The organism is Mycobacterium sp. pR1184 (assembly GCF_041287235.1).
Classification (GTDB): domain Bacteria; phylum Actinomycetota; class Actinomycetes; order Mycobacteriales; family Mycobacteriaceae; genus Mycobacterium.
In genome coordinates, this window is record NZ_JBGGKR010000001.1 from 86,280 (window position 1) to 109,864 (window position 23,585).

At 67.2% G+C, this 23,585-nt stretch carries 22 protein-coding genes; 11 read left to right on the forward strand and 11 right to left on the reverse strand.

Annotation, left to right across the window (positions count from 1 at the left end; all coding sequences use genetic code 11):
- Genes ACAG21_RS00415 through ACAG21_RS00425 form a run of 3 tightly spaced genes read right to left on the reverse strand, consistent with a single transcriptional unit; the run spans position 1 to position 3,037 of the window.
- Positions 1 to 603, reverse strand: coding sequence for a hypothetical protein (locus ACAG21_RS00415; RefSeq protein ID WP_370494092.1), 603 nt, complete (start codon positions 601 to 603; stop codon positions 1 to 3).
- Between the two features lie 17 nt (positions 604 to 620).
- Positions 621 to 1,853 carry a serine hydrolase domain-containing protein gene (locus ACAG21_RS00420; RefSeq protein ID WP_370494093.1) on the reverse strand — a complete coding sequence of 411 codons (1,233 nt, stop codon included), beginning with the start codon at positions 1,851 to 1,853 and terminating at the stop codon, positions 621 to 623.
- Positions 1,853 to 3,037: an acyl-CoA dehydrogenase gene (locus tag ACAG21_RS00425; protein WP_370494094.1), complete on the reverse strand. Its 1,185-nt coding sequence runs from the start codon at positions 3,035 to 3,037 to the stop codon at positions 1,853 to 1,855. The genes ACAG21_RS00420 and ACAG21_RS00425 overlap by 1 nt, the downstream gene beginning before the upstream one ends.
- Positions 3,038 to 3,104: 67 nt before the next feature.
- Here ACAG21_RS00425 and ACAG21_RS00430 point away from each other — a divergent pair, with 67 nt between their 5' ends.
- Genes ACAG21_RS00430 through ACAG21_RS00455 form a run of 6 tightly spaced genes read left to right on the forward strand, consistent with a single transcriptional unit; the run spans position 3,105 to position 8,495 of the window.
- Positions 3,105 to 3,476, forward strand: coding sequence for a DUF3054 domain-containing protein (locus ACAG21_RS00430; protein WP_370494095.1), 372 nt, complete (start codon positions 3,105 to 3,107; stop codon positions 3,474 to 3,476).
- The gene (locus tag ACAG21_RS00435) at positions 3,476 to 4,429 is read left to right on the forward strand and encodes an SAM-dependent methyltransferase (RefSeq protein ID WP_370494096.1); all 954 of its coding nucleotides are present in this window, start codon (positions 3,476 to 3,478) and stop codon (positions 4,427 to 4,429) included. Before ACAG21_RS00430 ends, ACAG21_RS00435 begins: the two co-directional genes overlap by 1 nt.
- Before the next feature lie 10 nt (positions 4,430 to 4,439).
- A complete protein-coding gene (locus tag ACAG21_RS00440) occupies positions 4,440 to 4,925 on the forward strand; it encodes a GNAT family N-acetyltransferase (protein WP_370494097.1) in 486 nt (161 codons plus the stop codon).
- Entirely contained in the window at positions 4,922 to 6,028 is a 1,107-nt protein-coding gene (locus tag ACAG21_RS00445; RefSeq protein WP_370494098.1) for an LLM class flavin-dependent oxidoreductase, read from the forward strand. The genes ACAG21_RS00440 and ACAG21_RS00445 overlap by 4 nt, the downstream gene beginning before the upstream one ends.
- Positions 6,025 to 7,143 carry an LLM class flavin-dependent oxidoreductase gene (locus tag ACAG21_RS00450; protein ID WP_370494099.1) on the forward strand — a complete coding sequence of 373 codons (1,119 nt, stop codon included), beginning with the start codon at positions 6,025 to 6,027 and terminating at the stop codon, positions 7,141 to 7,143. Before ACAG21_RS00445 ends, ACAG21_RS00450 begins: the two co-directional genes overlap by 4 nt.
- Complete coding sequence (locus ACAG21_RS00455) at positions 7,140 to 8,495, forward strand: NtaA/DmoA family FMN-dependent monooxygenase (protein ID WP_370494100.1); 1,356 nt, start codon at positions 7,140 to 7,142, stop codon at positions 8,493 to 8,495. Before ACAG21_RS00450 ends, ACAG21_RS00455 begins: the two co-directional genes overlap by 4 nt.
- Here ACAG21_RS00455 and ACAG21_RS00460 read toward each other — a convergent pair.
- Together ACAG21_RS00460 and ACAG21_RS00465 are read right to left on the reverse strand one after the other, a co-directional pair.
- Positions 8,470 to 8,805 (reverse strand): YnfA family protein, encoded by a 336-nt coding sequence (locus ACAG21_RS00460; RefSeq protein ID WP_370494101.1) that lies wholly within the window; start codon positions 8,803 to 8,805, stop codon positions 8,470 to 8,472. The genes ACAG21_RS00455 and ACAG21_RS00460 overlap by 26 nt on opposite strands.
- Complete coding sequence (locus ACAG21_RS00465; protein ID WP_370494102.1) at positions 8,802 to 9,554, reverse strand: MBL fold metallo-hydrolase; 753 nt, start codon at positions 9,552 to 9,554, stop codon at positions 8,802 to 8,804. The genes ACAG21_RS00460 and ACAG21_RS00465 overlap by 4 nt, the downstream gene beginning before the upstream one ends.
- An 84-nt stretch (positions 9,555 to 9,638) precedes the next feature.
- On the opposite strand from ACAG21_RS00465, the gene fgd reads away from it, so the two are divergent.
- From fgd to ACAG21_RS00480, 3 genes are read left to right on the forward strand one after another with little or no spacing between them, the layout of a single operon-like run.
- Complete coding sequence (fgd, locus tag ACAG21_RS00470) at positions 9,639 to 10,649, forward strand: glucose-6-phosphate dehydrogenase (coenzyme-F420) (protein ID WP_370494103.1); 1,011 nt, start codon at positions 9,639 to 9,641, stop codon at positions 10,647 to 10,649.
- Positions 10,642 to 12,729, forward strand: a complete 2,088-nt coding sequence (pta, locus tag ACAG21_RS00475) for a phosphate acetyltransferase (RefSeq protein WP_370494104.1) — start codon at positions 10,642 to 10,644, stop codon at positions 12,727 to 12,729. The genes fgd and pta overlap by 8 nt, the downstream gene beginning before the upstream one ends.
- On the forward strand, positions 12,722 to 13,873 hold the full coding sequence (locus ACAG21_RS00480; protein WP_370494105.1) for an acetate kinase: 1,152 nt from the start codon (positions 12,722 to 12,724) through the stop codon (positions 13,871 to 13,873). The genes pta and ACAG21_RS00480 overlap by 8 nt, the downstream gene beginning before the upstream one ends.
- Here ACAG21_RS00480 and ACAG21_RS00485 read toward each other — a convergent pair.
- Both ACAG21_RS00485 and ACAG21_RS00490 read right to left on the reverse strand, forming a co-directional pair.
- On the reverse strand, positions 13,870 to 15,063 hold the full coding sequence (locus ACAG21_RS00485; RefSeq protein ID WP_370494106.1) for a DUF1501 domain-containing protein: 1,194 nt from the start codon (positions 15,061 to 15,063) through the stop codon (positions 13,870 to 13,872). The two genes, ACAG21_RS00480 and ACAG21_RS00485, sit on opposite strands and share 4 nt — an antisense overlap.
- A 10-nt stretch (positions 15,064 to 15,073) precedes the next feature.
- Positions 15,074 to 16,390 (reverse strand): DUF1800 domain-containing protein, encoded by a 1,317-nt coding sequence (locus ACAG21_RS00490; RefSeq protein WP_370494107.1) that lies wholly within the window; start codon positions 16,388 to 16,390, stop codon positions 15,074 to 15,076.
- 235 nt (positions 16,391 to 16,625) lie between these two features.
- On the opposite strand from ACAG21_RS00490, the gene ACAG21_RS00495 reads away from it, so the two are divergent.
- Positions 16,626 to 17,489, forward strand: a complete 864-nt coding sequence (locus tag ACAG21_RS00495; protein ID WP_370494108.1) for a hypothetical protein — start codon at positions 16,626 to 16,628, stop codon at positions 17,487 to 17,489.
- A gap of 83 nt (positions 17,490 to 17,572) precedes the next feature.
- On the opposite strand, the gene ACAG21_RS00500 is transcribed toward ACAG21_RS00495, so the two are convergent.
- From ACAG21_RS00500 to glnX, 3 genes are read right to left on the reverse strand one after another with little or no spacing between them, the layout of a single operon-like run.
- Positions 17,573 to 19,849, reverse strand: coding sequence for a serine/threonine-protein kinase PknG (locus ACAG21_RS00500; RefSeq protein ID WP_370494109.1), 2,277 nt, complete (start codon positions 19,847 to 19,849; stop codon positions 17,573 to 17,575).
- Positions 19,849 to 20,826 carry a glutamate ABC transporter substrate-binding protein gene (locus ACAG21_RS00505; protein ID WP_370494110.1) on the reverse strand — a complete coding sequence of 326 codons (978 nt, stop codon included), beginning with the start codon at positions 20,824 to 20,826 and terminating at the stop codon, positions 19,849 to 19,851. The genes ACAG21_RS00500 and ACAG21_RS00505 overlap by 1 nt, the downstream gene beginning before the upstream one ends.
- A complete protein-coding gene (glnX, locus tag ACAG21_RS00510) occupies positions 20,826 to 22,145 on the reverse strand; it encodes a protein kinase G-activating protein GlnX (RefSeq protein WP_370494111.1) in 1,320 nt (439 codons plus the stop codon). The genes ACAG21_RS00505 and glnX overlap by 1 nt, the downstream gene beginning before the upstream one ends.
- Before the next feature lie 131 nt (positions 22,146 to 22,276).
- Between glnX and ACAG21_RS00515 the strand changes: the two genes are divergently transcribed.
- Positions 22,277 to 22,909 carry an NUDIX domain-containing protein gene (locus tag ACAG21_RS00515; RefSeq protein WP_370494112.1) on the forward strand — a complete coding sequence of 211 codons (633 nt, stop codon included), beginning with the start codon at positions 22,277 to 22,279 and terminating at the stop codon, positions 22,907 to 22,909.
- Here the strand turns inward: ACAG21_RS00515 and thiE are convergent.
- Entirely contained in the window at positions 22,881 to 23,552 is a 672-nt protein-coding gene (gene thiE, locus ACAG21_RS00520; protein WP_370494113.1) for a thiamine phosphate synthase, read from the reverse strand. The two genes, ACAG21_RS00515 and thiE, sit on opposite strands and share 29 nt — an antisense overlap.
- Between the last annotated feature and the right edge of the window lie 33 nt (positions 23,553 to 23,585).

A 23,585-nucleotide genomic window follows, 5' to 3' on the forward strand; every position in this document is an offset into this window, starting at 1 on the left:
TCACGGCCACGGCGAGGCGGAGCTCTTGTAGTTCCCGTTGAGCGCGGTGCAGAAGTCGGAGTTCGTCCCGGCGAGCAACACGATGAAGTCGCCGCCCTTGTCGTTGAATGTCTGTGGGGGATAAGCCCATCCGCTGTTGCACATTTGGGTGGGGCTGCCCATCGACGGCCGGCGCCAGTTGGACATCTCGCATGCTTTCATGGCGGCGACGTCCGGGTAGGCGCTTTTGGCGATCACCAGCATCGCGCCTCCCCATTTCCCGTCGTTGCGGCGATAGCCACGCGCGCCGAACCCGGCGTTGTTTTTCTGACACCCCAGCGCGCGCTGCAGCGCCATGAACGGCAGGGCGAGGTCGCGATCGCTGATACCGGCTGCGGCAGCGATGAATTGCGCCGCGTCGGGGCCATCGACTTCTTGGACGTTCGGATCGCCCAGGCTCTTGAGTTGCTGCGACATCTGCGACGCGGCGCCCCCGCCGCCGATGATCGGCCCGCCATTGGTGGCTGTCATGGGCGGCAACGTGCCGGTGGGATCGGCGACCGCGGTCGACACCGTCAACGCGCCCAGCGCCAGCACGCACCCGGCGATAGCGAGAATCCGCATACTTCAAACTCCTTCGCTCATCTCCCCGGTGGCATCGGTGGGGCCGCGTTCGGGGCCATCACCGCGCCGATCTTGCGGAACAGTATGTCGGCCTGATTACTGTAGTTGCCCTGGTCGTCGAATGCTTCCGGAGCGTAGGTGACCGCGACTGCGATCGCGATCTTCTGGGCCGGCAGATATGCCTCGACACCCGCGCAGCCGGAGAACAACGGGTTCTGCATCAACCAATCGCCGGAGATGATGATGCCCAGGCCGTAGGTGTAGCCCTCGCTTTGGTCGAAGCAGGTCGGGCAGCCCGGCTGGGCGTGGGTCTTGCCGCGCAGCGCCGTAGACACCATCCTCCGGTACGAGTCGCCCGAAAGTAGCTTGCCCGAGCCGATCCCAACAGCGGTGGCTTCCATGTCGTCGATGGTGGTGGTCTGGATGGCGCCATGGGTGATCGTCCAGGACGGATTCCAGTAGGTGGACTCTTCGTAAAACGGTATCCCCGCAGGGATTTTCAGTGCCTGGCGCCGCTCGGAGCTGAACGTGTGCAAGACGGGCCACGGGATTTCGGCCGTCTCGGAGTTCGCGGTGTGCTTGAGTCCGAGCGGGCCCAGCACCTCGTTGGCCAACAGCGTCGGCATGTCTTGACCGGTGGCCTTCTCCAGCGCCAGGCCCAGCAAGACGTAATTGGTGTGCGCGTAATTCCAGTTGGTTCCGGGCTCGTAGAGCAGCGGCCGGCCGGAGATCTGGGCCAGGATGTCTTGAGTTGTCCACTGCTGGAACGGATTCGCGTATGACTCCTTGGCGAACTGGTCGTTGCCGATGACGTAGTCCGGATAGCCCGACGTCATCTGCGCCAGCTGCCCCAGCGTGACGCGTCCGGAATTGGGGAAGTCGGGCAGCCATTTCGACAACCGGTCATCAAGGCTCAGCTTCTTCTGGTCGACCAGCTTGAGTAGCAACGTCGAGACGTAGGAGATCGCGACCGCGCCGTTGCGGAAGTGCATGTCGGGGGTGGCTGGCACCCCGGTCATCGAATCGCCGACGGCCCGGGTGAGCACCTGCTTGCCATCCACCGTGATGCGAACGATCACGGCCTTCAGGTGCGCCTGCGTCATGAAGTTTGCGACCACCCGCAGCACGGCTTCGGCCTTGGCCTGGTCCGCGGAGTCCGGGGGTGACGATGGCGACGTGGGCCCACAGCCGGCCACCACCAGGCAAGCGATCACCAGCCAGGTGAGCGGGCGCAGCTGCCTCGGGCGCATCAGCGGAAGGCGTCGTTACCGGTGAATGCCTGGCCGAGCACCAGCTGGTGCATCTCGGGGGTGCCTTCGTAGGTCAGCACCGACTCCAGGTTGACCATGTGCCGGATCACCGGGAATTCCAGCGATATCCCGTTGCCGCCCAAGATGGTTCGGGCGGTCCGGCATATCTTGAGCGCCTCACGGGTGTTGTTCAGTTTGCCGAAGCTGACCTGTTCGGGCCGCAGGCCGACACTGTCCTTGAGGCGGCCCAGGTGCAGCGAGAGCAGCTGCCCCTTGTGCAATTCGACGGCCATGTCGACGAGTTTGGCCTGGGTCAGCTGGAATCCGGCGATCGGCCGGCCGAACTGGGTGCGCTGCGTGGCGTATTCAAGCGCGGCCTGCCACGCCGTGCGCGCTGCGCCCATCGATCCCCAGATGATGCCGTAGCGCGCCTCGGACAGACACGACAGCGGACCGCGCAGCCCCTTGGCATCGGGCAGCATCGCGTCGGCGGGCAGCCGCACGTCGTCGAGCACCAGCTCGCTGGTGATCGAAGCCCGCAGCGACAGCTTGTGGTGAATCGTGTTGGCGGTGAAGCCCGCGGTGCGGGTCGGGACCAGGAAACCCCGAATCCCGTCGTCGGTATTGGCCCACACCACCGCGACGTCGGCGACCGAACCGTTGGTGATCCACATCTTACGACCGTTGAGCACCCAGTCCGAACCATCCCGTCGCGCATGGGTTTTCATCGCGGCGGGATCGGATCCGGCATCGGGTTCGGTGAGCCCGAAGCAGCCGAGCAGCTCACCGGCGGCCATGCCGGGAAGCCACTGCTGCTTTTGTTCCTCGGAGCCGAAGTTCCAGATCGCGAACATCGCCAGCGATCCCTGCACCGAGACCATCGACCGCACCCCGGAGTCGGCGGCCTCCAGCTCGGTACACGCCAGGCCGTAATGCACCGACGAGGACCCACCGCATCCGTAGCCCTCCAAGTGCATGCCGAGCAGCCCGAGCTCGCCGAACTGCTTGCCCAGTTGGCGCACCGGCAGGTCACCGATCTCGAACCACTCCGCGATGTAGGGGATGACATGCTCGGCGCAGAACTTCCGGACCGTGTCGCGCACCGCGATCTCATCGCTGGACAGCGACGCGTCCAGCCCAAGCGGGTCTTCTCGGTTGAACGCGGGAGGTTTGTGTGTGCTCATAACAGTCAGCCTGCCACCGCGTCCGAGGCGAAGAACAGCCTCGGGTTCAGCCCGGTAGTCTCGCTCTATGCAACGGCTGGGCTGGCTGGCCTACCTTTTGTCAGACGTGGTGGGCGTTTTGGTGTTCTGCGCCCTGGGACGCCGCAGTCACGACGAGGGGCTCAATCTCGCCGGCGTCGCGACGACGGCCTGGCCGTTTCTCACCGGCACCCTGATCGGGTGGCTGGTGTCCCGGGGGTGGCGGCGTCCCACCGCCGTCGCACCTACCGGGGTGATCATCTGGTTGTGCACGGTGGTAATCGGCATGGTGTTGCGTAAAGCCAGTTCCGCGGGCGTGGCCGCGAGTTTCGTGGCGGTCGCGGCGACGGTCACCGCGCTGCTGCTGCTCGGTTGGCGGGTGGCGGTCGGACTAACGTTGCGGCGCCGTTCCGACGTCTGATGGCACGGACCGACGACGACACGTGGGGTCCCGACAGCGGCGTCGGCATGACCGCGACGTTCGGCGCGGTTGCGCGGGCACTGGCGACCGCGAAGGGTCTGGTCAACGATCCGTTCGCCGAGCAGTTGGTGCGCGCCGCGGGGGTGCAGTACTTCACCCGGATGCTCGACGACCAGCGGTACGTCGAAGACGGCGGCGACAACGCGATCATGACCGGGCTCATCACCCTGCTCGGGGCGCATACCCGGTTCCTGGATGAATTCCTCGCCGCGGCCGGACGGGCGGGCATCGCCCAGGTCGTGATTCTGGGCTCGGGCCTGGACACCCGGCCGTATCGGCTCTGGTGGCCACCCGGGACCACGGTGTACGAGATCGATCAGCCGGACGTCATCGACTTCAAGACCGCCGTGTTGCGCCGGCTGGATGCCGAACTGACCGCGCACCGCCGAGCGGTCGGCGTCGACCTGCGTCGCGATTGGTTGACGGCGCTGCACCGGTCGGGGTTCGATGCCGCCCAACCCACGGCGTGGATCGCCGAGACGTTGCTGGTCGGGTTCCTGCCTCCGGACGGGCAGAGCCGGTTGCTCGACGATGTCTGCGCCGTCAGTGCGCCCGGCAGCCGGTTCTCCGGCGATCACATGCCCAGCTGGAGCTCCTTCCAGCTGGAGGCCGCGCAGACGTTCGTCAACACCTGGCGCCGATTCGGCCTGGACGTCGACCTGGCGGGACTGACCTACCCCGGCGAATATCGCGCGGTCCCGCAGTATCTGACCGATCACGGCTGGCAGACCGTCGAACGGAATGCCGCCGATTTGTTCAGTGCGATTGGAATGGGCACCCGCTGGCGCGGCACCCCCGATGACAACGCGATTGCACCTCAGTACCTCACCGCCACACGATCATCCGGGGCGGAGCAAGACCCGGCTGGAATGCATCCGCCTGATAGGCGTTAGAGGTGAGGTGATGTCCAAGACCCAGCTTCGGTTTGTGCCGGCCGCGTTGGACGACGCGTTGGCGCAGCCATTGCTGGCCGAGCTTGCCGTCGAGTACGCGCAGCGTTACGACAGCACACCAGCAACGGTGTTGGCGTGGCTCAAGGACAACCCCACCGACGAGTTCGCTCCACCGGACGGGGGCATGTTGATCGGCCTGTTGGATGGCCGCCCGGTGACCGGCGGCGGATTTCGCCGCTTCGACGCCGAGACGGCCGAGCTCAAGAGGATCTGGACCGACAGCGAGCATCGTCGCCGCGGTTACGCGATGGCGCTGCTGGCCGAGCTCGAGGCCGCGATCGCCGAGCGCGGTTACCGGAGGGTCTATCTGATGACCGGCAACCGTCAGCCCGAGGCCGAGGAGCTGTATCAGGCCACCGGATACAGCCGGCTGGATGAGCCGTTGCCGTCCGAGGGCCCGGTTTTCCCGATCGCTTTCGAGAAGTGGCTGACATGACCGGCCCGCTGCATCTGGGCGTCGCGCTGGACGGATACGGCTGGGACCCCCAGGCGTGGCGTGCCACGTTGGCGGTCGACCCCAACACCCCGTCGCAGCTGAGCGGACGCTACTGGGCCGGCCTTGCGGCCACCGCCGAGCGCGGGTTGCTCGACTTCCTCACCATCGACGACACCCTGATGCCGCAGCCCGGTCGCCGCGAGCAGATCGACCCGCGACGGCTGGCCGGTCGCGGCGACGCCGCCCTCCTCGCCGCGCGCATCGCACCCGCAACCCGGCACATCGGGCTGATCCCGGTGGCGACGGTGACCCATACCGAGCCGTTCCATATCTCCAAATCCATTGCCACCCTTGACTATGTCTCGCACGGGCGGGCCGGCTGGCAGCCCCGCGTCAGCTCCACCACGCACGAGGCGGCGTTGTTCGGCCGCCGCGACGCATCGGTGGACGGCCTGTCGGACCTGTTTCCGGAGGCCGCCGACTACGTCGAGGTGGTGCGCCGGCTCTGGGACAGCTGGGAGGACGACGCGATCGTCCGCGACGTGTCGACCGGCCGCTACGTCGACATCGACAAGCTGCACTACATCGACTTCAGCGGCAAGTTCTTCTCGGTCAAGGGGCCGTCGATAACCCCCCGCCCGCCCCAGGGCCAGCCGGTCGTGGCGGTGCTGGCCCATCAACGGCCGGTTTACGAATTCGCTTCTACCAGTGGCGATCTCGTGTTCATCACGCCAAAAGGCGAGGCCTCGCTGCGCGGCATCCTGGACGAGGTGGCCGCCGCCGGCGGCGCGCAGCTGAAGGTCTACGCCGACGTCGTGGTGTCCTTCGGGGGCGACGGCGATCCTCGCTCCGATGCGCTCAACTTCACCGGCGGCCCAACGGATTTGGTGGACCTGCTGCTCGATTGGCAGCACCTGGGCATCGACGGCGCGCGGCTGCGACCGGCCGTCAACGCCACCGATCTGCCGGTGATCGTCGACGAGGTGGTGCCGCTGTTGCAGCGTGCCGGCCGCTTCCGGAAGGCGTATCAGGAGGGCGAGACGCTGCGGGCCCGGCTCGGCCTGCCGGTCGCGCCCAACCGATACGCGGCGGTGCGGCCATGAACGTCCCGCTGTCCATCCTCGACCTCTCGCCGATCAGTGCCGGGAGCGACGCGGCGACCGCGCTGCGCAACACCGTCGAACTGGCCCAACGTGCCGAAGACTGGGGCTTTCGCCGCTACTGGGTGGCCGAACATCACTTCGTCGGGGTCGCCAGCGCGGCGCCCGCGGTGTTGATCGGACAAATCGCGGCTGCTACCAACAGAATTCGGGTCGGCGCCGCGGCGGTGCAACTGGGCTATACCACCGCCGTCGCGGTGGTCGAAAGCTTCGGCATGCTGGAAGCGTTCTATCCCGGACGCATCGATCTCGGTATCGGCAGGTCCGGGCAGCGCCGCAGCGAGGACCAGCAGCCCAAGAAGCCGAAGGAACCCCGTCCGCCGCGGGTGTGGCACGAGGTGGACGGCGTCGTCGTTCCGACTCCCTTCGACCTGCGCGGGCTGCTCGATCTCGAACAGCTGCAAGCCACGATGGGGATCCTGCAGCAGCCGCAGGCGCAATCCCCGGACTTCGCCGAACAGGTCGACGACATCCTCGCTCTGCTCGAAGGCACCTACCACGTCGGTAAGTTCGACATACATGCCGTTCCAGGCGAACGAAGCGGGCTGCGGCCGTGGGTGTTCGGCAGCACCCGGGGACAAAGCGCCCGGGTGGCCGGGGCCCTGGGGTTGCCGTTCGTGGCGAGCTATCACATCACGCCGGCCACCGCCCTAGAGGCGATCGAGGCCTACCGCGAAGCGTTTGTGCCGTCGCCGGCCTTGGCCGAACCCTACGTGGTGGTGTCGGCCGACATCGTGGCGGCCGACGACTCCGACACCGCTAGACACCTGGCCGCCGGGTACGGCCACTGGGTGTACTCGATCCGCAGCGGCATCGGTGCCATGCCTTACCCCGAGCCCGGCAGCTGCCCGCCCCTGACCGACGAGCAGTTCGATCTGGTAAAGGACCGGTTGGCAACGCAATTCGTCGGTAATCCCGACGACGTGGCCGAGCGGCTGGAGGCGCTGCAGCGGGTCACCGGCGCCGACGAACTCGTGATCACCTCGGTGACGCACCGGTTCGAGGACCGGTTGCGGTCGCACGAGCTGATCGCCAAACGCTGGGGTCTGACGCAATGAACATCAGAAACGGTAAGCACCGCAAGCCAATTCATCTGGCCGCTCACTTCCCGGGCGTCAACAACACCACGGTGTGGACCGATCCCAGCGCGGGCAGCCAGATCGAGTTCGACTCGTTCGTACACCTGGCCCGCACCGCCGAGCGTGGGCTGTTCGACTTCTTCTTCCTGGCCGAAGGGTTGCGGCTGCGCGAACACCGGGGCCGGATCTACGACCTCGACGTCGTCGGGCGCCCGGACACCTTCGCGGTGCTGGCCGCGTTGGCCGCGGTCACCGACCGGATCGGGCTGACCGGCACGATCAACACCACCTTCAACGAACCATTCGAGGTGGCAAGGCAATTCGCCACGCTCGACCACCTGTCGGAGGGCCGCGCCGGGTGGAACATCGTCACCTCGTCGGACGCCTTCACCGGTGCCAACTTCCGCCGTGGCGGCTTCCTGAAGCACGCCGACCGGTACCGGCGGGCCGAGGAGTTCCTCACGGTCGCACGCCGATTCTGGGACAGCTGGGAAGCCGACGCGGTGCTCGCCGATGTCGAAAGCGGAACCTACGTCGACCCTTCCCGGATTCACGCCGTCGAACACCGGGGCCCCGACTTCAACGTCCGGGGCTTCGGCACCCTCCCGGTCGGCAGGCAGGGGCACCCGATCCTGCTGCAGGCCGGTGATTCCGACGAGGGGCGGGCGTTCGGCGCCCGGTACGCCGACGCGTTCTTCACCCTGCACGGTTCCCTGGAGGACGGCCAGCGCTACTACGCCGACGTCAAGGGCAAGGCCGTCGCGTCGGGTCGAGACCCCAACCAGCTCAAGGTTTTTCCGGCCGCGACCTTCGTCCTCGGTGACACCGACGCCGAGGCGCAGGACAAGGCGCGCCACATCCGCTATCAACAGGTCAGTGGCGCTACGGCAATCGCGATGCTCGAGCAGGTATGGGGCCGTGAGCTCGCCGACTTCGACCCCGACGGGCCGCTGCCCGAATTCGATCCCGTCGTCGACAGCGACATCACCCAGGGCCGGGTCCGCCACGTCGACCCCGTCAAGGTGGCCGGCGCGTGGCGCGACCGCGCCAGGGCCGAGAAGCTGTCGATCCGTGAGCTGATCATCGCGGTCACCAGCCGGGAGCAATTCGTCGGCACCGCATCCCGGGTCGCCGAGGAGATCGACAAATACATCCAGGCCGACGCCTGCGACGGGTTCATCCTCGTCCCGCATCTGACGCCGCACGGCCTCGACGAATTCGTCGACCGGGTGGTGCCGCTACTGCAGGAGCGCGGCGCGTTTCGCACCGAGTACACCGGCGAGACGCTGCGGGATCACCTGGGGCTCAGCGAGTTCGCGGCGCATACATGATGACGGCCACGCCCAGCAGGCAGATCAGCGCGCCGGCGACATCCCACCGATCGGGTCGAAACCCGTCAAACCCCATGCCCCACAGCAGCGAGCCGGCCACGAAGATGCCGCCGTACGCGGCCAGGATGCGACCGAAGTGGGCGTCAGGCTGCAAGGTGGCGACAAAGCCGTAAGCGCCCAGCGCGATCACGCCCCAGCCCACCCACATCCAGCCGCGGTGTTCGCGCACCCCCTGCCATACCAGCCAGGCGCCGCCGATCTCGAACAGCGCGGCCACGACGAACAACGCGATCGACTTGGCGACGGTCACAGCGCGCCGGCTTTCGTCAATGCGGCATCGGTCGCTTCGCGGATCGGGCCGCGCCACAGCGGGCCGTGACCGGGCGCGAGCACCTCGGTCTCCAATAACGCCAGCGCCGAAAGCGTTCGGATGCAATCCTGCTGGCTGTAGCTGAAGATCGCCGGCAGCAGTTGCGGCCCGTCGTGGCGTATCAGCGGGTGCCCGGTGATCAACGCGTCGCCGCTGGCCAGCACACCGTCGACGAGATAAGAGCAGTGGCCGTTCGTGTGACCGGGGCTGAAAACGGGTCTGGGGTGGCCCGGCAGCGCCGCGGCGATTTCGGGAGTCAGCGGCTGGGTGGTCGGAATCCCGTCACGGATCAGGCCGCCGCTGCGCACCACATGCGCGGTCCACACCGCCCACGTTGGCCGCCAGATGCGCAACGCCAGATCGATCACCGAGACCTGTTCGAGGTACTCGCGCTTGGCGTGGCCGACTTCGTCGGCGTGGCAGTAGACCGGAGTGCCGTGCTCTGCGGCGAACCAGATCGCCGAGCCCAGATGGTCGATGTGGGCGTGCGTCAGCAGGATCGCGCGCACGTCGCCGACGCCGTAGCCGAGCGCTTTCAGCGAGGCCAGCACGGCTGCCCGGTCACCGGGATAGCCGGCGTCGATCAGCATTACACCGGTGTCGTCGGTGACCAGCGTCCAGTTGACGGCCTCACCCTGGGCGAGGTGCACGGTGTCGGTGACTTGAACAAGTGTTGGCGCTGCTGCCATGCCCAACACTGTAGGAGCGATCGCAAGCGCGGCGAAGCCGGGCGCAGCGGGTCGCGACCATCGATGTAGGAGTAGAAAGAACGGGTGGCTGAACTGAAACTTGGATACAAAGCGTCTGCTGAACAATTCGCCCCGCGCGAGCTCGTCGAACTGGCTGTGGCCGCCGAAGCCCACGGCATGGACAGCGCCACCGTCAGTGACCACTTCCAGCCGTGGCGGCACAAGGGCGGGCACGCCCCGTTCTCGCTGGCCTGGATGACCGCGGTCGGCGAGCGCACCGAGCGGATCGTGCTGGGCACCTCGGTGCTCACCCCGACCTTCCGGTACAACCCGGCCGTCATCGCCCAGGCCTTCGCCACGATGGGGTGCCTGTACCCGAACCGCATTTTCCTCGGCGTCGGCACCGGCGAGGCGCTCAACGAGATCGCCACCGGATACGAGGGCGAGTGGCCGGAGTTCAAGGAGCGCTACGCGCGGCTGCGCGAATCGGTGCGGCTGATGCGCGAGCTGTGGCTCGGCGACCGCGTCGACTTCGACGGCGAGTTCTACAAGACCAAGGGCGCCTCGATCTACGACGTGCCCGAGGGCGGTATCCCGATCTACATCGCCGCGGGTGGACCACAGGTGGCCAAGTACGCCGGGCGCGCCGGCGACGGGTTCATCTGCACGTCGGGCAAGGGTGAGGAGCTCTACAAGGACAAGCTGATCCCCGCGATGCGCGAGGGTGCCGAAGCGGCGGGCAAGAACCCGGACGACATCGACCGGATGATCGAGATCAAGATCTCCTACGACACCGACCCGGAACTGGCCCGGGAGAACACCCGGTTCTGGGCGCCGCTGTCGCTGACCGCCGAGCAGAAGCACTCCATCGACGACCCGATCGAGATGGAGAAGGCCGCCGACGCGCTGCCGATCGAGCAGATCACAAAGCGCTGGATCGTGGCCTCGGATCCCGACGAGGCGGTCGCCAAGGTCAAGGACTACATCGACTGGGGCCTGAACCACCTGGTGTTCCACGCGCCCGGCCACGACCAGCGCCGGTTCCTGGAGCTGTTCGAAAAGGACCTTGCGCCCAGGCTGCGGCGACTTGGCTGATACCGCTCGACCCGCTTCAGGGATTTACATCGCGGCGCCCGAGCCCGAGACCGGCAAGTCGACGATCGCGCTGGGGCTACTCAACCGACTGACGGCCACGGTCGCCAAAGTTGGTGTGTTCCGGCCGATTACCCGGCTCGGCGAGGACCGCGACTACATCCTGGAGCTGCTGTTGACCCGCGCCACCGCGGGCCTGCCCTACGAGGAATGCGTCGGCGCCACCTATCAGGAAATCCATGCCGATACCGACGCGGCGATCGCCGGCATCGTCGATGCCTATCACGCGATGGCGCAGGCATGCGACGCGGTGGTGATCGTAGGTAGTGACTACACGGATATCGCCGGTCCCGCCGAGCTGTCGGTCAACGCCCGCGTCGCGGTCAATCTCGGTGCGCCGGTGCTGTTGGCGGTGCGGGCCAAGGACCGCACCGCCGATCAGGTCGCCGGGGTCATCGAGGTGTGTCTTGCCGAGCTCGCCGCACAGCGCGCCCACACCGCGGCGGTGGTGGCCAACCGGTGTGATCCGGCTGAATTGGGTGCCGTTGCCGAAGCGCTGCACCGCTTCGCCCCGCCCAGTTATGTGCTGCCGGAAGATCCGCTGCTCTCGGCGCCGACGGTCGAGGAGTTGCGGCAGGCCGTGCAGGGGACGCTGGTCAGCGGCGACCCCGAGCTGGTTCGGCGTGAGGTGATGGACGTACTGGTGGCCGGGATGACCGCCGACCATGTGCTGGAGCGGCTACGCGACGGTATGGCGGTCATCACCCCCGGCGACCGGTCCGACGTCGTGTTGGCGGCCGCGAGTGCCCATGCGGCCGAAGGGTTTCCGTCGCTGTCCTGCATTGTGCTCAACGGCGGGCTCCAGCTGCATCCGTCCATTGCGGCACTGGTCGCGGGGCTGCGCCTACGGCTTCCGATCATCGGAAACGACCTGGGGACCTACGAAACGGCGAGGGCGGCAGCCTTGGCCCGCGGCCGCGTCACGGCAACCTCGCAACGTAAGATCGACACCGCCGTGGGGCTGATGGAGCGTCATGTCGATATCGCGGATCTCATTGCACAGCTGGCTATTCCGATCCCTACAGTCACAACCCCGCAGATGTTCACTCATCAGCTCACGCAGCAGGCTCGTGCCGATCGAAAGCACATCGTGCTGCCCGAAGGCAACGACGACCGCATCCTCAAGGCCGCCGGGCGGGTGCTGAAACGCTGTGTCGCCGACCTGACGATCCTGGGCGACGAATCTCAAATCCGGTCGCGTTCGGCCGAACTCGGAGTCGACCTGCACGACGCCACGATCATCGACCCGTACAACGAAGAACTGTGCGACCAGTTCGCCGCGCAGTACGCCGAACTGCGCAAGGCGAAGGGGATCACCATAGAGCAGGCCCACGAGATCATGCACGACGTCTCGTATTTCGGGACCATGCTGGTGCACAACGGCATGGTCGACGGCATGGTGTCCGGCGCCGCGCATACCACTGCCCACACGGTTCGGCCGGCATTCGAGATCATCAGGACCGTGCCGGACGTCTCGACGGTGTCCAGCATCTTCCTGATGTGCATGCCCGACCGGGTGCTGGCCTTCGGCGATTGCGCGATCGTCCCGGACCCCACGCCCGAGCAGCTCGCCGACATCGCGATCAGTTCGGCGCGCACCTCCGCGCGGTTCGGCATCGATCCGAAGGTGGCGATGCTGTCTTACTCCACCGGCGATTCCGGAACCGGAGTCGACGTCGACAAGGTCAGGAAGGCTACGGAATTGGTGCGTGCCCGGGATCCGCAGCTATTGGTCGAGGGGCCGATCCAGTACGACGCCGCGATCGAGCCCTCGGTGGCCGCCACCAAGCTGCGCGACTCCGCGGTGGCCGGTCGCGCCACCGTGCTGATCTTCCCCGACCTCAACACCGGTAACAACACATACAAGGCGGTGCAGCGCAGTGCCGGGGCCATCGCGATCGGTCCGGTGCTGCAGGGGTTACGCAAGCCGGTGAACGACCTGTCGCGCGGCGCGCTCGTCGAAGACATTGTCAATACCATTGCGATCACCGCGATCCAGGCGCAGGGTGTCGGACATGGCTGAGCGCACCGTTCTCGTTATCAACTCGGGCTCATCGTCGCTGAAATTTCAGCTGCTGCAACCTGATTCGGGCATCACTCGCGCGCGCGGCGTGATTGGCGAGATCGGCGAGCCGTCCGGGCGGGCCGCCGATCACGAGGAGGCGTTGCGGCTGGCATTTCACCAGCTGGCCGAGGACGGCATCGACTTGAGGTCGAGCGGCCTACTGGCGGTCGGCCACCGGGTCGTGCACGGGGGCAGCGATTTCTACCGCCCGACGCTGCTCGACGACGAGCGGATAGCGGAGCTCGAGAAGTTGTCGGAGCTTGCACCGCTACACAATCCGCCCGCTCTGCAGGGCATCAAGGTGGCACGCAAACTGTTGCCGGATGTCGCGCACGTCGCCGTGTTCGATACCGCCTTCTTCCACCATCTACCGGCCGCGGCCGCGACGTACGCGATGAATCGAGAGCTTGCCGAGCGATACCGGATACGCCGCTACGGTTTTCACGGCACGTCGCATCGCTACGTGAGCGAGCAGGCCGCCGCCTTCCTGGGGGCCTCGCCGGACAGCCTGAACCAGATCGTGCTGCACCTGGGCAATGGCGCCTCCGCCTCGGCGATCGCCGGGGGCCGGCCGGTCGACACGTCGATGGGCCTGACCCCGTTGGAGGGCCTGGTGATGGGCACCCGCAGCGGCGACATCGATCCCGGCGTCATCAGTTACCTGTGGCGCAGCGCCAACATGGATGTGGAGGCGATCGAGTCCATGCTCAACAACCGGTCGGGCGTCTGGGGCCTGTCCGGCGAGCGCGACTTCCGCCGGCTGCATGCGATGATCGAATCAGGCGACAACTCGGCACAATTGGCGTACGACGTATTCATCCACCGGCTGCGTAAGTACATCGGCGCCTACCTTGCGGTGCTGGGGCACACCGATGTGCTGACGTTCACCGCCGGGATCGGGGAGAACGATGCTTTGGTGCGTCGTGATGCTGTGACCGGCCTCGAGGAATTGGGCATCGTGCTGGACGAGAGCCGCAATCAGTCCACAGGCAAAGGCGCACAGCGGATTTCGGCTGACCATTCGTCGATCACCGTGCTCGTCGTCCCGACCGACGAAGAACTCGCGATCGCACGCGACTGCGCGGAGCTGTTGACGGGCTAGAGGAAGCCCAAGCTGGTGCGGCCGGCCCCCACCGACGGCGTCGGGTCCGTCCCCACTGTATGCACCAGCAACTCGTGGTAGATGTCGCGAAAGTCGGTGGTGAACTTGAGGTCTCCGTGGTCGAGGTCGGTGAGGCTGGGCTCTTCGCCGTAGCAGCCACCCTTGACGGGCACACCCGCGATGAAGACCGGGCCCGCGGTGCCGTGATCGGTCCCCTGTGAGGCGTTGGCTGCCACACGGCGACCGAACTCCGAGTAGGCCATCAGCACGACGTTGCGTCCGCCGGGATCCGCGGCCATGTCCCGCAGGAACGGGGTCACCGCTTCGTCGAGTCTTTGCAGCAGACGCTGTTGGGTATCGCGCTCGTTGGCGTGGGTATCGAAGCCGCCGAGCGCGACGGTGTACACCCGGGTCGGGACGCCGGCGCGTACCGCGGCGGCAACCATATTCAGCTGCGCGGCCAACGAATTGCTGTCCCTATCAACAGATTTCACCGCAGCGAACGCTTTGCTGGTGGTGCGGCTGGCTCGATAGGACTTGCTTACCGCCGCCATCGCCGGGGTGTCAACGGGGTCGTCGTTGCCTAGCGCGCTGATGATGGCCTCGAAGCGGTCGGTCTGCTGCTCCGGCGCCCGCGTCGGCGAAAGCGCTGCCGCCGTGTACTTTTCGCCGACCGCCAGCGGCGGCAGTACAGGGCCGATGTTTACCGCGCGCAACGGGTCGTCGCCGGTGACATCGAGCCAGCGGCCGATCCATCCGGTCGAGACCGGTTCGGCGGGCGATGCGGTCTGCCAGATGTCCATCGACCGGAAGTGACTGTGGTCGGGCTTCGGATAGCCCACACCGCGCATGATGGCGAGTTGGCCCTGGCCCCACAACTGCGCCATGCCCTTCATCGCGGGGTTGAGGCCCAGCTGAGAATCCAGGTGCAACACCTCACTCGGGGCATAGGCGAGTTCGGGACGGGAATCGTGGTAAGCGCTCTCGGAGTAGGGAATTAGCGTGTTGATGCCGTCGTTGCCGCCGTAGAGCGTGACAATCACCAACACCCCGGCACCGTCGGCGAGCGGTCGGTCCTCGGCGGCGCGCATCAGGTCGGGCCAGCCGACTGCGACCGCTCCGGAGAGCAGGCCGGCCGCGCCCACGCCGGCGCTGGCGATCAGGAATCTGCGGCGATTGATCTCGGGCATGGCACTCTCGTCACGACGTCAGGTATTCGGGTGTATTGACCGCGGCGGCGATCAACTGTGGTGGCTTGCGCACCAGCGGTTCGAGCGCGTCGGCGGACCGGTCCGACCAGGAGCCGATGCCGAGCCAATAGCCGACCGCGTCGATGCGGTCGGCGGGGGCCACACTCTCGATGCCGGACAGGTCGCCGAGGTGTGCCAGCCGGGCGGCGGCGCGCAGCCGCGCCTCGGCGCTCGCGGTCGTCAGCCATACCTGACCGAGCGGCCAGCCACCGACGCTCGGCGGGTAGAACGGCCGCTGCCCAAGGGCTTTCAACGTCGCGTCGGCCATCTTCAGGACCTCCGGCTTGTCGACCGGAACACGCAGTGCTCGCATCACGCCGACCAGCCACTCGATCGGCGTGTTGACGACGGTCGCGCGGTTGGCGGTGAACTCGTCGTCGGTCAGGATGGCCCGGGTCAGCGAACGCAGATCGCGCCCGGGGCCGTAGGCGGAGACCAGCCGGCCGAGCACCTGGGGGGAGGGGGGTTCGTCGGACGCCAGCTGCTGCCACAGCCGTCCGGCGACGTATTCCGCCGACTTCGGTTGCGCCAGCACGGTATCGCAGAATTCGGCAGCGTCGAAATTACGGGTGAGGCCGAACAGTGTTTTGCCGCCCGCGTCGTGCCGCTTGGGGGTCAGCGAGGTTTGGCCGTCGGGGTCGATCACCCAACCCGTCAACGCCCTGGCGCCGGCGCGTACGTCGTCCTCGGTGTAACCGTTGCCATGGCCCAGCGCGAACAGCTCCATGAATTCGCGGGCGAGATTTTCGTTGGGCGCCTTGGCGGTGTTGCTTTGTCCGTCCAGCCATCGCAACATCGCGGCATCGGTCAGCATCGCGTAGGCAAGCGCGCGGAAATCGCCCAGCGACAGGGTGCGCAGCTTCTCGTTCTGTGCGGCCATCTGTGCGGCGGAGCGGACCTTCTGCGCGGAGGTCGCAAAGTGGTTGTGCCACAGCACGGTCAGCTTCTCGTGCACCGGCTGCTGTACGTAAACCATGCGCCGCAACCACCAGTCCGACAGCATGCTTTCTTGTTCGGAGACTTGGTGGTTGAACTCCTTGCGGGCGGCCGGAGTCGCGCCCTTGCCCGGGCCGCGTAGCGGCTCCAGCCGCGGCATCGGGGTGGCGATCGCACCGGGATCCGCGGCGGGGTCGCCGGCGAGCATGGCGTCTAGGTAGCCGGGCCAGTCCCGGCGCAGTGCCGCGTCGACGTCGGCCCCGGTCACCCCGAAGCCGGCCCGGCGCAGCACGCGGGCCGCTGCGATCCACTGGCTGGACTGCCCCGGCATGAAATAACTGTGCGGCATGGAGCTATGAATCAGCTGTGCATGCGGTGACGTCTCGAGCGTGCACGGGTGTGCGTCCTGGCCGTCCAGTGTGAGCCTAGGGCTTCGCGCGTGCGCCCATGGCGGGAAACCGCGGGATTCTTGGCCGTGCACGCACTCACGACGCCTTCGATGCACGCGGGTAGCGGCCTGTGGATAGCCGACGTCGCGCCAGGCGCCGACGTGCAAGGGTCACGGCATGGTCGACCCGTTTAACCCATTCATCGGTAGCGAGGCGCTGGCGGGCGGCAAGTTGAGCCGCCACCAATTGCGGGCACGATATCGCGCGGTGTTGCCGAACGTCTATGTCGGCACAGACGTTCACCTTTCGCTACAACTGCGCATCACCGCGGCGTGGCTGTGGTCCGGCCGCCGGGCGACCATCGCCGGTGCGGCCGCCGCGGCGTTGCACGGCGCCCAATGGATTCCCGAGGATGTCCCCGTCGAAGTGGTGCACACCAACCCGCGTGCTCCGCACGGCGTGCTGACGCGGCGCGGCATGCTGAAGGACGGTGAGACCCAGACCATCGGCGGGATCCCGGTCACCACTGCCGAGCGAACTGCTTTCGATATCGGTCGGCGCGGTGCCGTCCATTCAGCGATCGCCCGACTGGACGCGCTCGCTCGCGCGACTGGTTTCAAAATCGACGACGTGCTGGGCATCGCGGAAAACCATCCGCGTTCACCGGGGCTTCGGAGCCTGGAAACCGCACTGGAGTTGGTAGACGCCGGTGCGCAGTCCCCGCGGGAGAGCTACCTGCGACTGCTGTTCATCGACGCGGGTCTGCCGCGGCCACAGACCCAGATCCCGGTGTTGGGTGTGGATACCATCCCTGTCGCTTACCTCGACATGGGCTGGCCGGAGTGGATGGTCGCGGTCGAATACGACGGTGACCAACATCGAACGGACCGACGGCAATACGTCAAAGACATCCGTCGAATCGAGATGCTCGAGCAAATGGGCTGGCTTGTCGTGCGAGTGGTCGCAGAGGACTCACCCGCAGCGACCCTCCGACGGGTCCGCGCCGCGATCGGTACTTCGACTGTGCGTCAACGGCTTTGAGTGTGCGCCTGCGACGCAGTCCGTCGGCGTGTCGCCGCCCTGGACGCACGCGCAACTCCCTGGACGCACACTCGCGAGGTGAGTTAGAACGTGCTGGTCGGCCGAACCCTGTTGGCCATGTCGACGAGCGTGTAGCGATGCCGCTGGGTGGGCGCTACCCGGGCCAGGCTGCGCAGCGATGCCTCGACGCCCAGCCGCAGCCCGTGCTTGGTGAACGGGAAGCCGAGGATGTGGTTGGTGCTGGCCTCGTTGTCTTCGAGCCAGTCCATCGCACCGCCGAGCACCAGCGCCCGGATCTGCAACACCCGCGGTTCGGTGGGCGGCAGCGCCTCGACCCGTCGGGCGGCGTCGCGGATCTGCTCTTCGGTGACTTCATTGGTCGACCGGCCGGACAGCAGCATCACCGCACTGGTCAGTCGTGCGGTGGTGAAATGTCGTGATGTCGGCGGCACCTCGTCCAGCGTGCGCACCGCGCCGCGTCGATCGCCGGCGGCCGAGAGGGATCTCGCCAAACCGAACGCCGCCGAGATCACGCCGTCGTTGGTGCGCCACACCGTCTTGTAGAACTTGTCCACGTCGACATTCCCGGCGAGTTCGCCGGTGGCGGCCAATGCCAATTTCGGTGCCAGCTCGCCGGGAAAGGTGTCGAGCACCTCGGTGAAATGCTTGATGGCGGAGTCGTAGTCGCCGGTGAGCAGCTCGGCGACGGCCCGGAACCAGACCAACCGCCAACGCCAGCCCACCCGCTCGGCCAAGTCGTCGAGTTTGCGGGTCGCCTTGGCGACATCGCCGAGGTCCAGCAGCGCGCGCACCTCCATCAGCGGCAGCTCGACGGACTCCGAGACGTCGATGCCCTCGGCGGCCAGCGAGCCGTGCCGCGCCGCGCGCAACGAGTCCAGGGTCTGCACCGGCTGGGAGAGCACCGTCGCCTGCAGCACCGGGGCGGCGACGTCGGTCGGATCGACCAGCGGCACCGACAGCGCGGTTACGATCTCCCGGGCGGTCAGCTTCTCCGAATGCACCTGCCCGTCCAGGTAGACGTCGGTGTGCGCGACCGACAGGTCCACCCCGAAGGTCGAGCGGCTCGGGCTGAACAGCGTCGACAACCCGGGCCGCGGCACTCCGGAATCCTGAGCGACGACTTCGCGCAGCACGCCCATCAACTGCGTTGAGATCTCCTCGGCCGAAGCGAACCGGCGCCGCGGGTCGGGGTCGATGGCGCGGCGCAGCAGCCGGCCGAACGAGTCGTAGGTGGACAGCACCGGGTCGTCTTCGGGCAGCCCGTCCACGTAGCGGCCGTTGCGGGTGCGCAGGTTCAACGTGAGCGCGGCCAGCGTGCGCCCGACCGTGTAGATGTCGGTGGCGATCGTCGGGCCGGTACGGACGATCTCCGGTGCCTGATAGCCGGGTGTGCCGTAGAGATAGCCGAACGAATTGATTCGCGACACCGCGCCCAGGTCGATCAGCTCCAGCTGCTCCTCGGTGAGCATGATGTTCTCCGGCTTGAGATCGTTGTAGACCAAGCCGATGGAATGCAGATAGCTCAGTGCCGGAAGGATTTCCAGCAGATACGCGATGGCTTCGGCGACCGGTAGCCGCGGGTCCTTCTTGCCCCGCTTGAGCGACTGGCCACCGATGTACTCCATGACGATGTAGCCGACCGGATCGCCGTGCCGGTCGGTGTGCTCGACGAAGTTGAAGATCTGCACGATCTGCGGGTGGACCACCTCGGCGAGGAACTGTCGTTCGGCCATCGCAATCGCCTGGGCTTCGGCGTCACCGGAATGCACCAGGCCTTTGAGCACCACCGGGCGGTCGTTGACATTGTGGTCGACGGCCAGGTACACCCAGCCCAGCCCGCCGTGTGCGATGCAACCCTTGACCTCGTACTGGTTCGCGACTATATCGCCCGGATTCAGTTGGGGCAGAAACGAATACGGGCTCCCGCAGGACGGGCATTTGCCTTCCGACGCGCCCTTGCCCGCAGAGCTGGACCGGCCCACCGGCTTTCCGCAGTTCCAGCAGAACCGCTTGCCCTCCGGCACCACCGGATTGGTCATCAGTGCTTCGAGCGGGTCGATGTCGCGGACCCGCGGGATTTCCACCAGCCCACCACCGAGCTGCCGGGTAGGCGGCAGTACCCGGGTCGCGACCGTCATCCGGTCCTGCGGTTCGGTGTCTAGGCTGCCGAGCGTGATGTGCGGCAGGTCGTCGTCATCGTCGTCCCAGTCGGGCCGGAATAGTGCCTGGGTGGCATGCGCGCGCCCGGTCGTCGCGCCGGTCTGCGCTTCCGCCGCGTCGGTGCCCGGGTCGACGTCCTCGGCGTCGGCCTCGGTGTCGGTGTGTTCGGCCTCGGTCATCAGTCCACATACTTCGGTACGGGTGGGGCGGGTGCCGGGCCGAGAACCGTTAACCACTTGCGGTACAACGTGTTCCAGGTGCCGTCCCGGCGGATGCGTTCCAGTGTGCCGTTGACGAACCGGACCAGCCCGGTGTTGTCCAGGTTGATTCCGATGCCGTAGGGCTGGGTCGCCATGTTCGGTCCGACGATGTGCAGATACGGGTCTTCCTCGACCAGTCCGGCCAGGATCGAGTCGTCGGTGGACACGGCGTCGATCTCCCGCTGTTGCATCGCCACCAGGCAGTCCGCCCAGTTCACCACCGAGACGATGATCGGGGGCGGGTCGATCTGTCGGATCCGGTGCAACGACGTGGTGCCCCGGGCCACGCAGACCCGTTTGCCGGACAGGTCGCCCACCTTGGCGATCGGCGAGTCGCGCGAGGCCAGGATCCGCTGGTTGGCGTCGAGGTAGACGGTGGAGAAGTTCACCTGCGTGCGGCGCTCGCAGGTGATGGTCATCGTCTTCACGACGATGTCGACCTCGGAGTGCTGCAGCGCGGTGATGCGTTCGTCCGACGACAGGATCCGGTACTCGACGTGCGACGGGGCGCCGAAGATGTCGCGCGCGATCTCACCGGCGATGTCGACGTCGAAGCCGGTGATCTCGCCGGTGATCGGGTCGCGGAAGCTGAACAGGTTGCTGCCGATGTCGAGCCCGACGATCAGCCGGCCGCGAGCCCGGATCGACGCGACCGCGGCGTCGGCCTCGGGCTTGGTGGCGAAGGGGCGCAGGCTGGCGGTGGCGTTGCAATCCTGGCCCGTCTCGTCGGGCGGCAGCGGTGGCTCCGACGACAGCTGCTCCATGCCGACCGGGGTGGGCGGCGGCAAGGTCGGCGCGGTGGCGACGGTCAGTGTTTCGGTGTGCCCGCAACCCGCCAGCACGATCGCCGTGGCCAGCACGGCGGACGCCCGGCGGATCCTGGGCAGCGGGATCATTATCGATACTCTTTCAGCCGCGGCCACAGACCCAGGGCGACCGCGATGGCGGCACCCAGGCTGAGCACCACACCGCCGACCTGCGCGCCGGACAGCCCGCTGCGCGCGTTGATCACGTCGTTGCGCAGGTGCGTGCGGCACTGCGTCATTGCCTTGCCCAACTGGTCTTCGAGCTTGTCGAACGCGGGAGTGGAGTCGTCCTCGGCGCTGCCCAGCGCGATCTGAGTGGCCGAGCGGTAGTTACCGACCGAGATGTAGGAGTTGATGCGGTCGTTGGCCTGCCGCCACCGGACCAGCAGCTGGTCGGCGCCCTGCAGGTCGGGTTTGTCGACGGCGTCGCTGCGGGCCATGTACTGGTCGATCTGCTGATGCATGAAATCGATGCGCTGATAGAACGATTGTTTGCGGATCTGCTCGTCACCACGCCGGATCAACGACAGTGTCTCGTCGGCCCGGGCCTGCTGCGCGGTGATCGCCACGCTGGTCACGGTCTTGAGCGACTCGGCCGCCGTATCTTTGGCGCTACGGCTGGCAGTCGTGGAGATTGTTAGCGCAGTCCCGACCCACACCACCATGACGAGGATACCGAGCGCACCCACGACCAGCCCGGGATTAATTCGGCGCCGGGTGCGCCGGGCCAGCCAACGATGCGAGAACACCCCGAAGACGACCGTGGTCGCGATGACCAGGACCACCGGAGCCGGAAAGTGGGTGGACGCGGTGGTTTCGGCGTCCACACGTTCCGACGTCGCCTGATAGAGCTGCGCCGCATCGGGCAGGATTGTCGACTGCATCAGGCCCGAGGCCTCCGACAGGTACGACGAACCGACCGGGTTGCCTTCCCGGTTGTTGGTCCGCGCTATTTCGATCAGGCCCGTATAGACGGCCAGCTCGGCGTTGATCTTGCCGAGTAGCTGTACCAGCGGTTCATCGGTCAGGCCGCTGGAGGCCCGGGTCACGGCCACCGCCGCGTCGGTGATGGCCTGCTCGTAGCGCATGCGGACCGGCCACGGCTCGGCCTGGGCGATGAACGCGGTGGCCGCTGCGGCGTCGGCCACCGACAGGGTGGTGTAGAGCCGGCCGGCGGCGAACGCCAGCGGCTCGGTGTGGTTGAGCACGGTGGACAGCACTTGCTGGCGGTGGTTGATCGTCGTCGAGGTGGCGAAGGCGCTGGAGACCCCGAGCGCCGCCAGCACGATGCCGATGGTGAGGATGCGGCCGGGCGTCGTCGAGATGAACCACCAACGGGGGTGGGCCGGTTCGCCCGGCGACCGCGACCCCAGCGGTTCGGTCGACGGGTGCGCCAGCTCAACCGTCACGTGTTTTCAGACCTCAACTTTCGGTCACTGGAATGCGCCGCTCGTACCTGTATAAGCGAATTCTAAGAGGATGTCGGCGCGGATGGGGGGAGGCGGCCCAATTTCGGTGATCGGCTGCATATCCTGAACACGTGCATGGCGACGGTGACGGATGGGTGATATCCGACAGCGGCGCCCACTACTGGGGTCGGTACGGCGCTGCGGGTCTGCTGCTGCGGGCGCCACGGCCCGACGGTACCCCCGCGGTGTTGCTGCAACACCGGGCGGTGTGGAGTCATCAGGGCGGCACCTGGGGGTTGCCCGGCGGCGCCCGGGATAGCCACGAAACCCCGGAGGAGACGGCGGTCCGCGAAGCCCACGAGGAGGCCGGGCTGCTCGCCGAGCGCGTGGCCGTGCGCGCGACCGTGGTCACCGCCGAGGTCGCCGGGATCGCCGGTACCCACTGGTCCTACACCACCGTCATCGCCGACGCCGGCGAGTTGCTGCACACGGTGCCCAACCGGGAAAGCGCCGAAATGCGCTGGGTCGCCGAGAACGAGGTGGCCGATCTGCCGCTGCATCCCGGCTTCGCCGCCAGCTGGGAGCGGCTGCGCACCGCGACGGCGCTGATTCCGCTCGGCCACGGCGACGAACGGCGCCAGCACCTGCCGCGCACGCTGGAGATCGACGCCGGGGTCTTCGTCTGGTGCATGCCGGTCGACGCGGATCAGGCGCCGTCGCACCTGAGTCCCCGGATCAGTTCGCTGCTCGAAGCGCTGAACTGAGCTGTTCGGCCGCGGCCCGGGGGTCGTCGGCCGCGGTGATCGCGCGCACCACCACGATTCGCCGGGCCCCAGCCCCCAGCACCTCGGGCAGCCGTTGCGCGTCGATGCCGCCGATCGCGAACCACGGTTTGGCCGGGTTGAGCCGGGCGGCCGTCTCGACCAGCGGCAACCCGGGCGCCAAACGGTCGGGTTTGGTGGGAGTGGGCCAGCACGGGCCGACGCAGAAGTAGTCGACGGCGGCCGTCGTGGCGTCTTTGACCTGGTCGGCGTCGTGGGTGGACAGGCCGATCAGCGGGTGGGGCCCGACGGTGTCGCGGGCCACGTCCGGTGGCAGATCACCCTGGCCCAGGTGCAGCACATCGGCCCCGGCCGCCCGGGCGATGTCGGCCCGATCGTTGACCGCGAACAGTGCGCCGTGCCGGCGGGCCGCGTCCGCGAGGATCTCGCACGCGGCCAGCTCCTCGCGCGCCTCCAGTGGGCCGAACCGCCGTTCTCCGGCCGACCCCTTGTCGCGCAGCTGGATGATGTCCACTCCGCCGGCCAGGGCTGCCTCGGCGAACTGGGCCAGGTCGCCGCGCTCGCGGCGCGCGTCGGTACACAGATAGAGCCGGGCGCCGGTAAGACGGGTAACAGGATCGTGCACACCGCGACGCTAGCGCGCTAGCGTAGAACCCGA

Coding starts and splice junctions, on each gene's coding strand:
- ACAG21_RS00455 (WP_370494100.1), top strand. CDS start 7,140: ATGAACATCAGAAACGGTAAGCACCGCAAGCCAATTCATCTGGCCGCT.
- ACAG21_RS00420 (WP_370494093.1), bottom strand. CDS start 1,853: ATGCGCCCGAGGCAGCTGCGCCCGCTCACCTGGCTGGTGATCGCTTGC.
- ACAG21_RS00415 (WP_370494092.1), bottom strand. CDS start 603: ATGCGGATTCTCGCTATCGCCGGGTGCGTGCTGGCGCTGGGCGCGTTG.
- ACAG21_RS00490 (WP_370494107.1), bottom strand. CDS start 16,390: ATGCCGGGGCAGTCCAGCCAGTGGATCGCAGCGGCCCGCGTGCTGCGC.
- ACAG21_RS00505 (WP_370494110.1), bottom strand. CDS start 20,826: ATGATCCCGCTGCCCAGGATCCGCCGGGCGTCCGCCGTGCTGGCCACG.
- ACAG21_RS00500 (WP_370494109.1), bottom strand. CDS start 19,849: ATGACCGAGGCCGAACACACCGACACCGAGGCCGACGCCGAGGACGTC.
- ACAG21_RS00465 (WP_370494102.1), bottom strand. CDS start 9,554: ATGGCAGCAGCGCCAACACTTGTTCAAGTCACCGACACCGTGCACCTC.
- ACAG21_RS00440 (WP_370494097.1), top strand. CDS start 4,440: ATGTCCAAGACCCAGCTTCGGTTTGTGCCGGCCGCGTTGGACGACGCG.
- ACAG21_RS00425 (WP_370494094.1), bottom strand. CDS start 3,037: ATGAGCACACACAAACCTCCCGCGTTCAACCGAGAAGACCCGCTTGGG.
- ACAG21_RS00450 (WP_370494099.1), top strand. CDS start 6,025: ATGAACGTCCCGCTGTCCATCCTCGACCTCTCGCCGATCAGTGCCGGG.
- ACAG21_RS00435 (WP_370494096.1), top strand. CDS start 3,476: ATGGCACGGACCGACGACGACACGTGGGGTCCCGACAGCGGCGTCGGC.
- ACAG21_RS00495 (WP_370494108.1), top strand. CDS start 16,626: ATGGTCGACCCGTTTAACCCATTCATCGGTAGCGAGGCGCTGGCGGGC.
- ACAG21_RS00430 (WP_370494095.1), top strand. CDS start 3,105: ATGCAACGGCTGGGCTGGCTGGCCTACCTTTTGTCAGACGTGGTGGGC.
- ACAG21_RS00480 (WP_370494105.1), top strand. CDS start 12,722: ATGGCTGAGCGCACCGTTCTCGTTATCAACTCGGGCTCATCGTCGCTG.
- ACAG21_RS00485 (WP_370494106.1), bottom strand. CDS start 15,063: ATGCCCGAGATCAATCGCCGCAGATTCCTGATCGCCAGCGCCGGCGTG.
- ACAG21_RS00445 (WP_370494098.1), top strand. CDS start 4,922: ATGACCGGCCCGCTGCATCTGGGCGTCGCGCTGGACGGATACGGCTGG.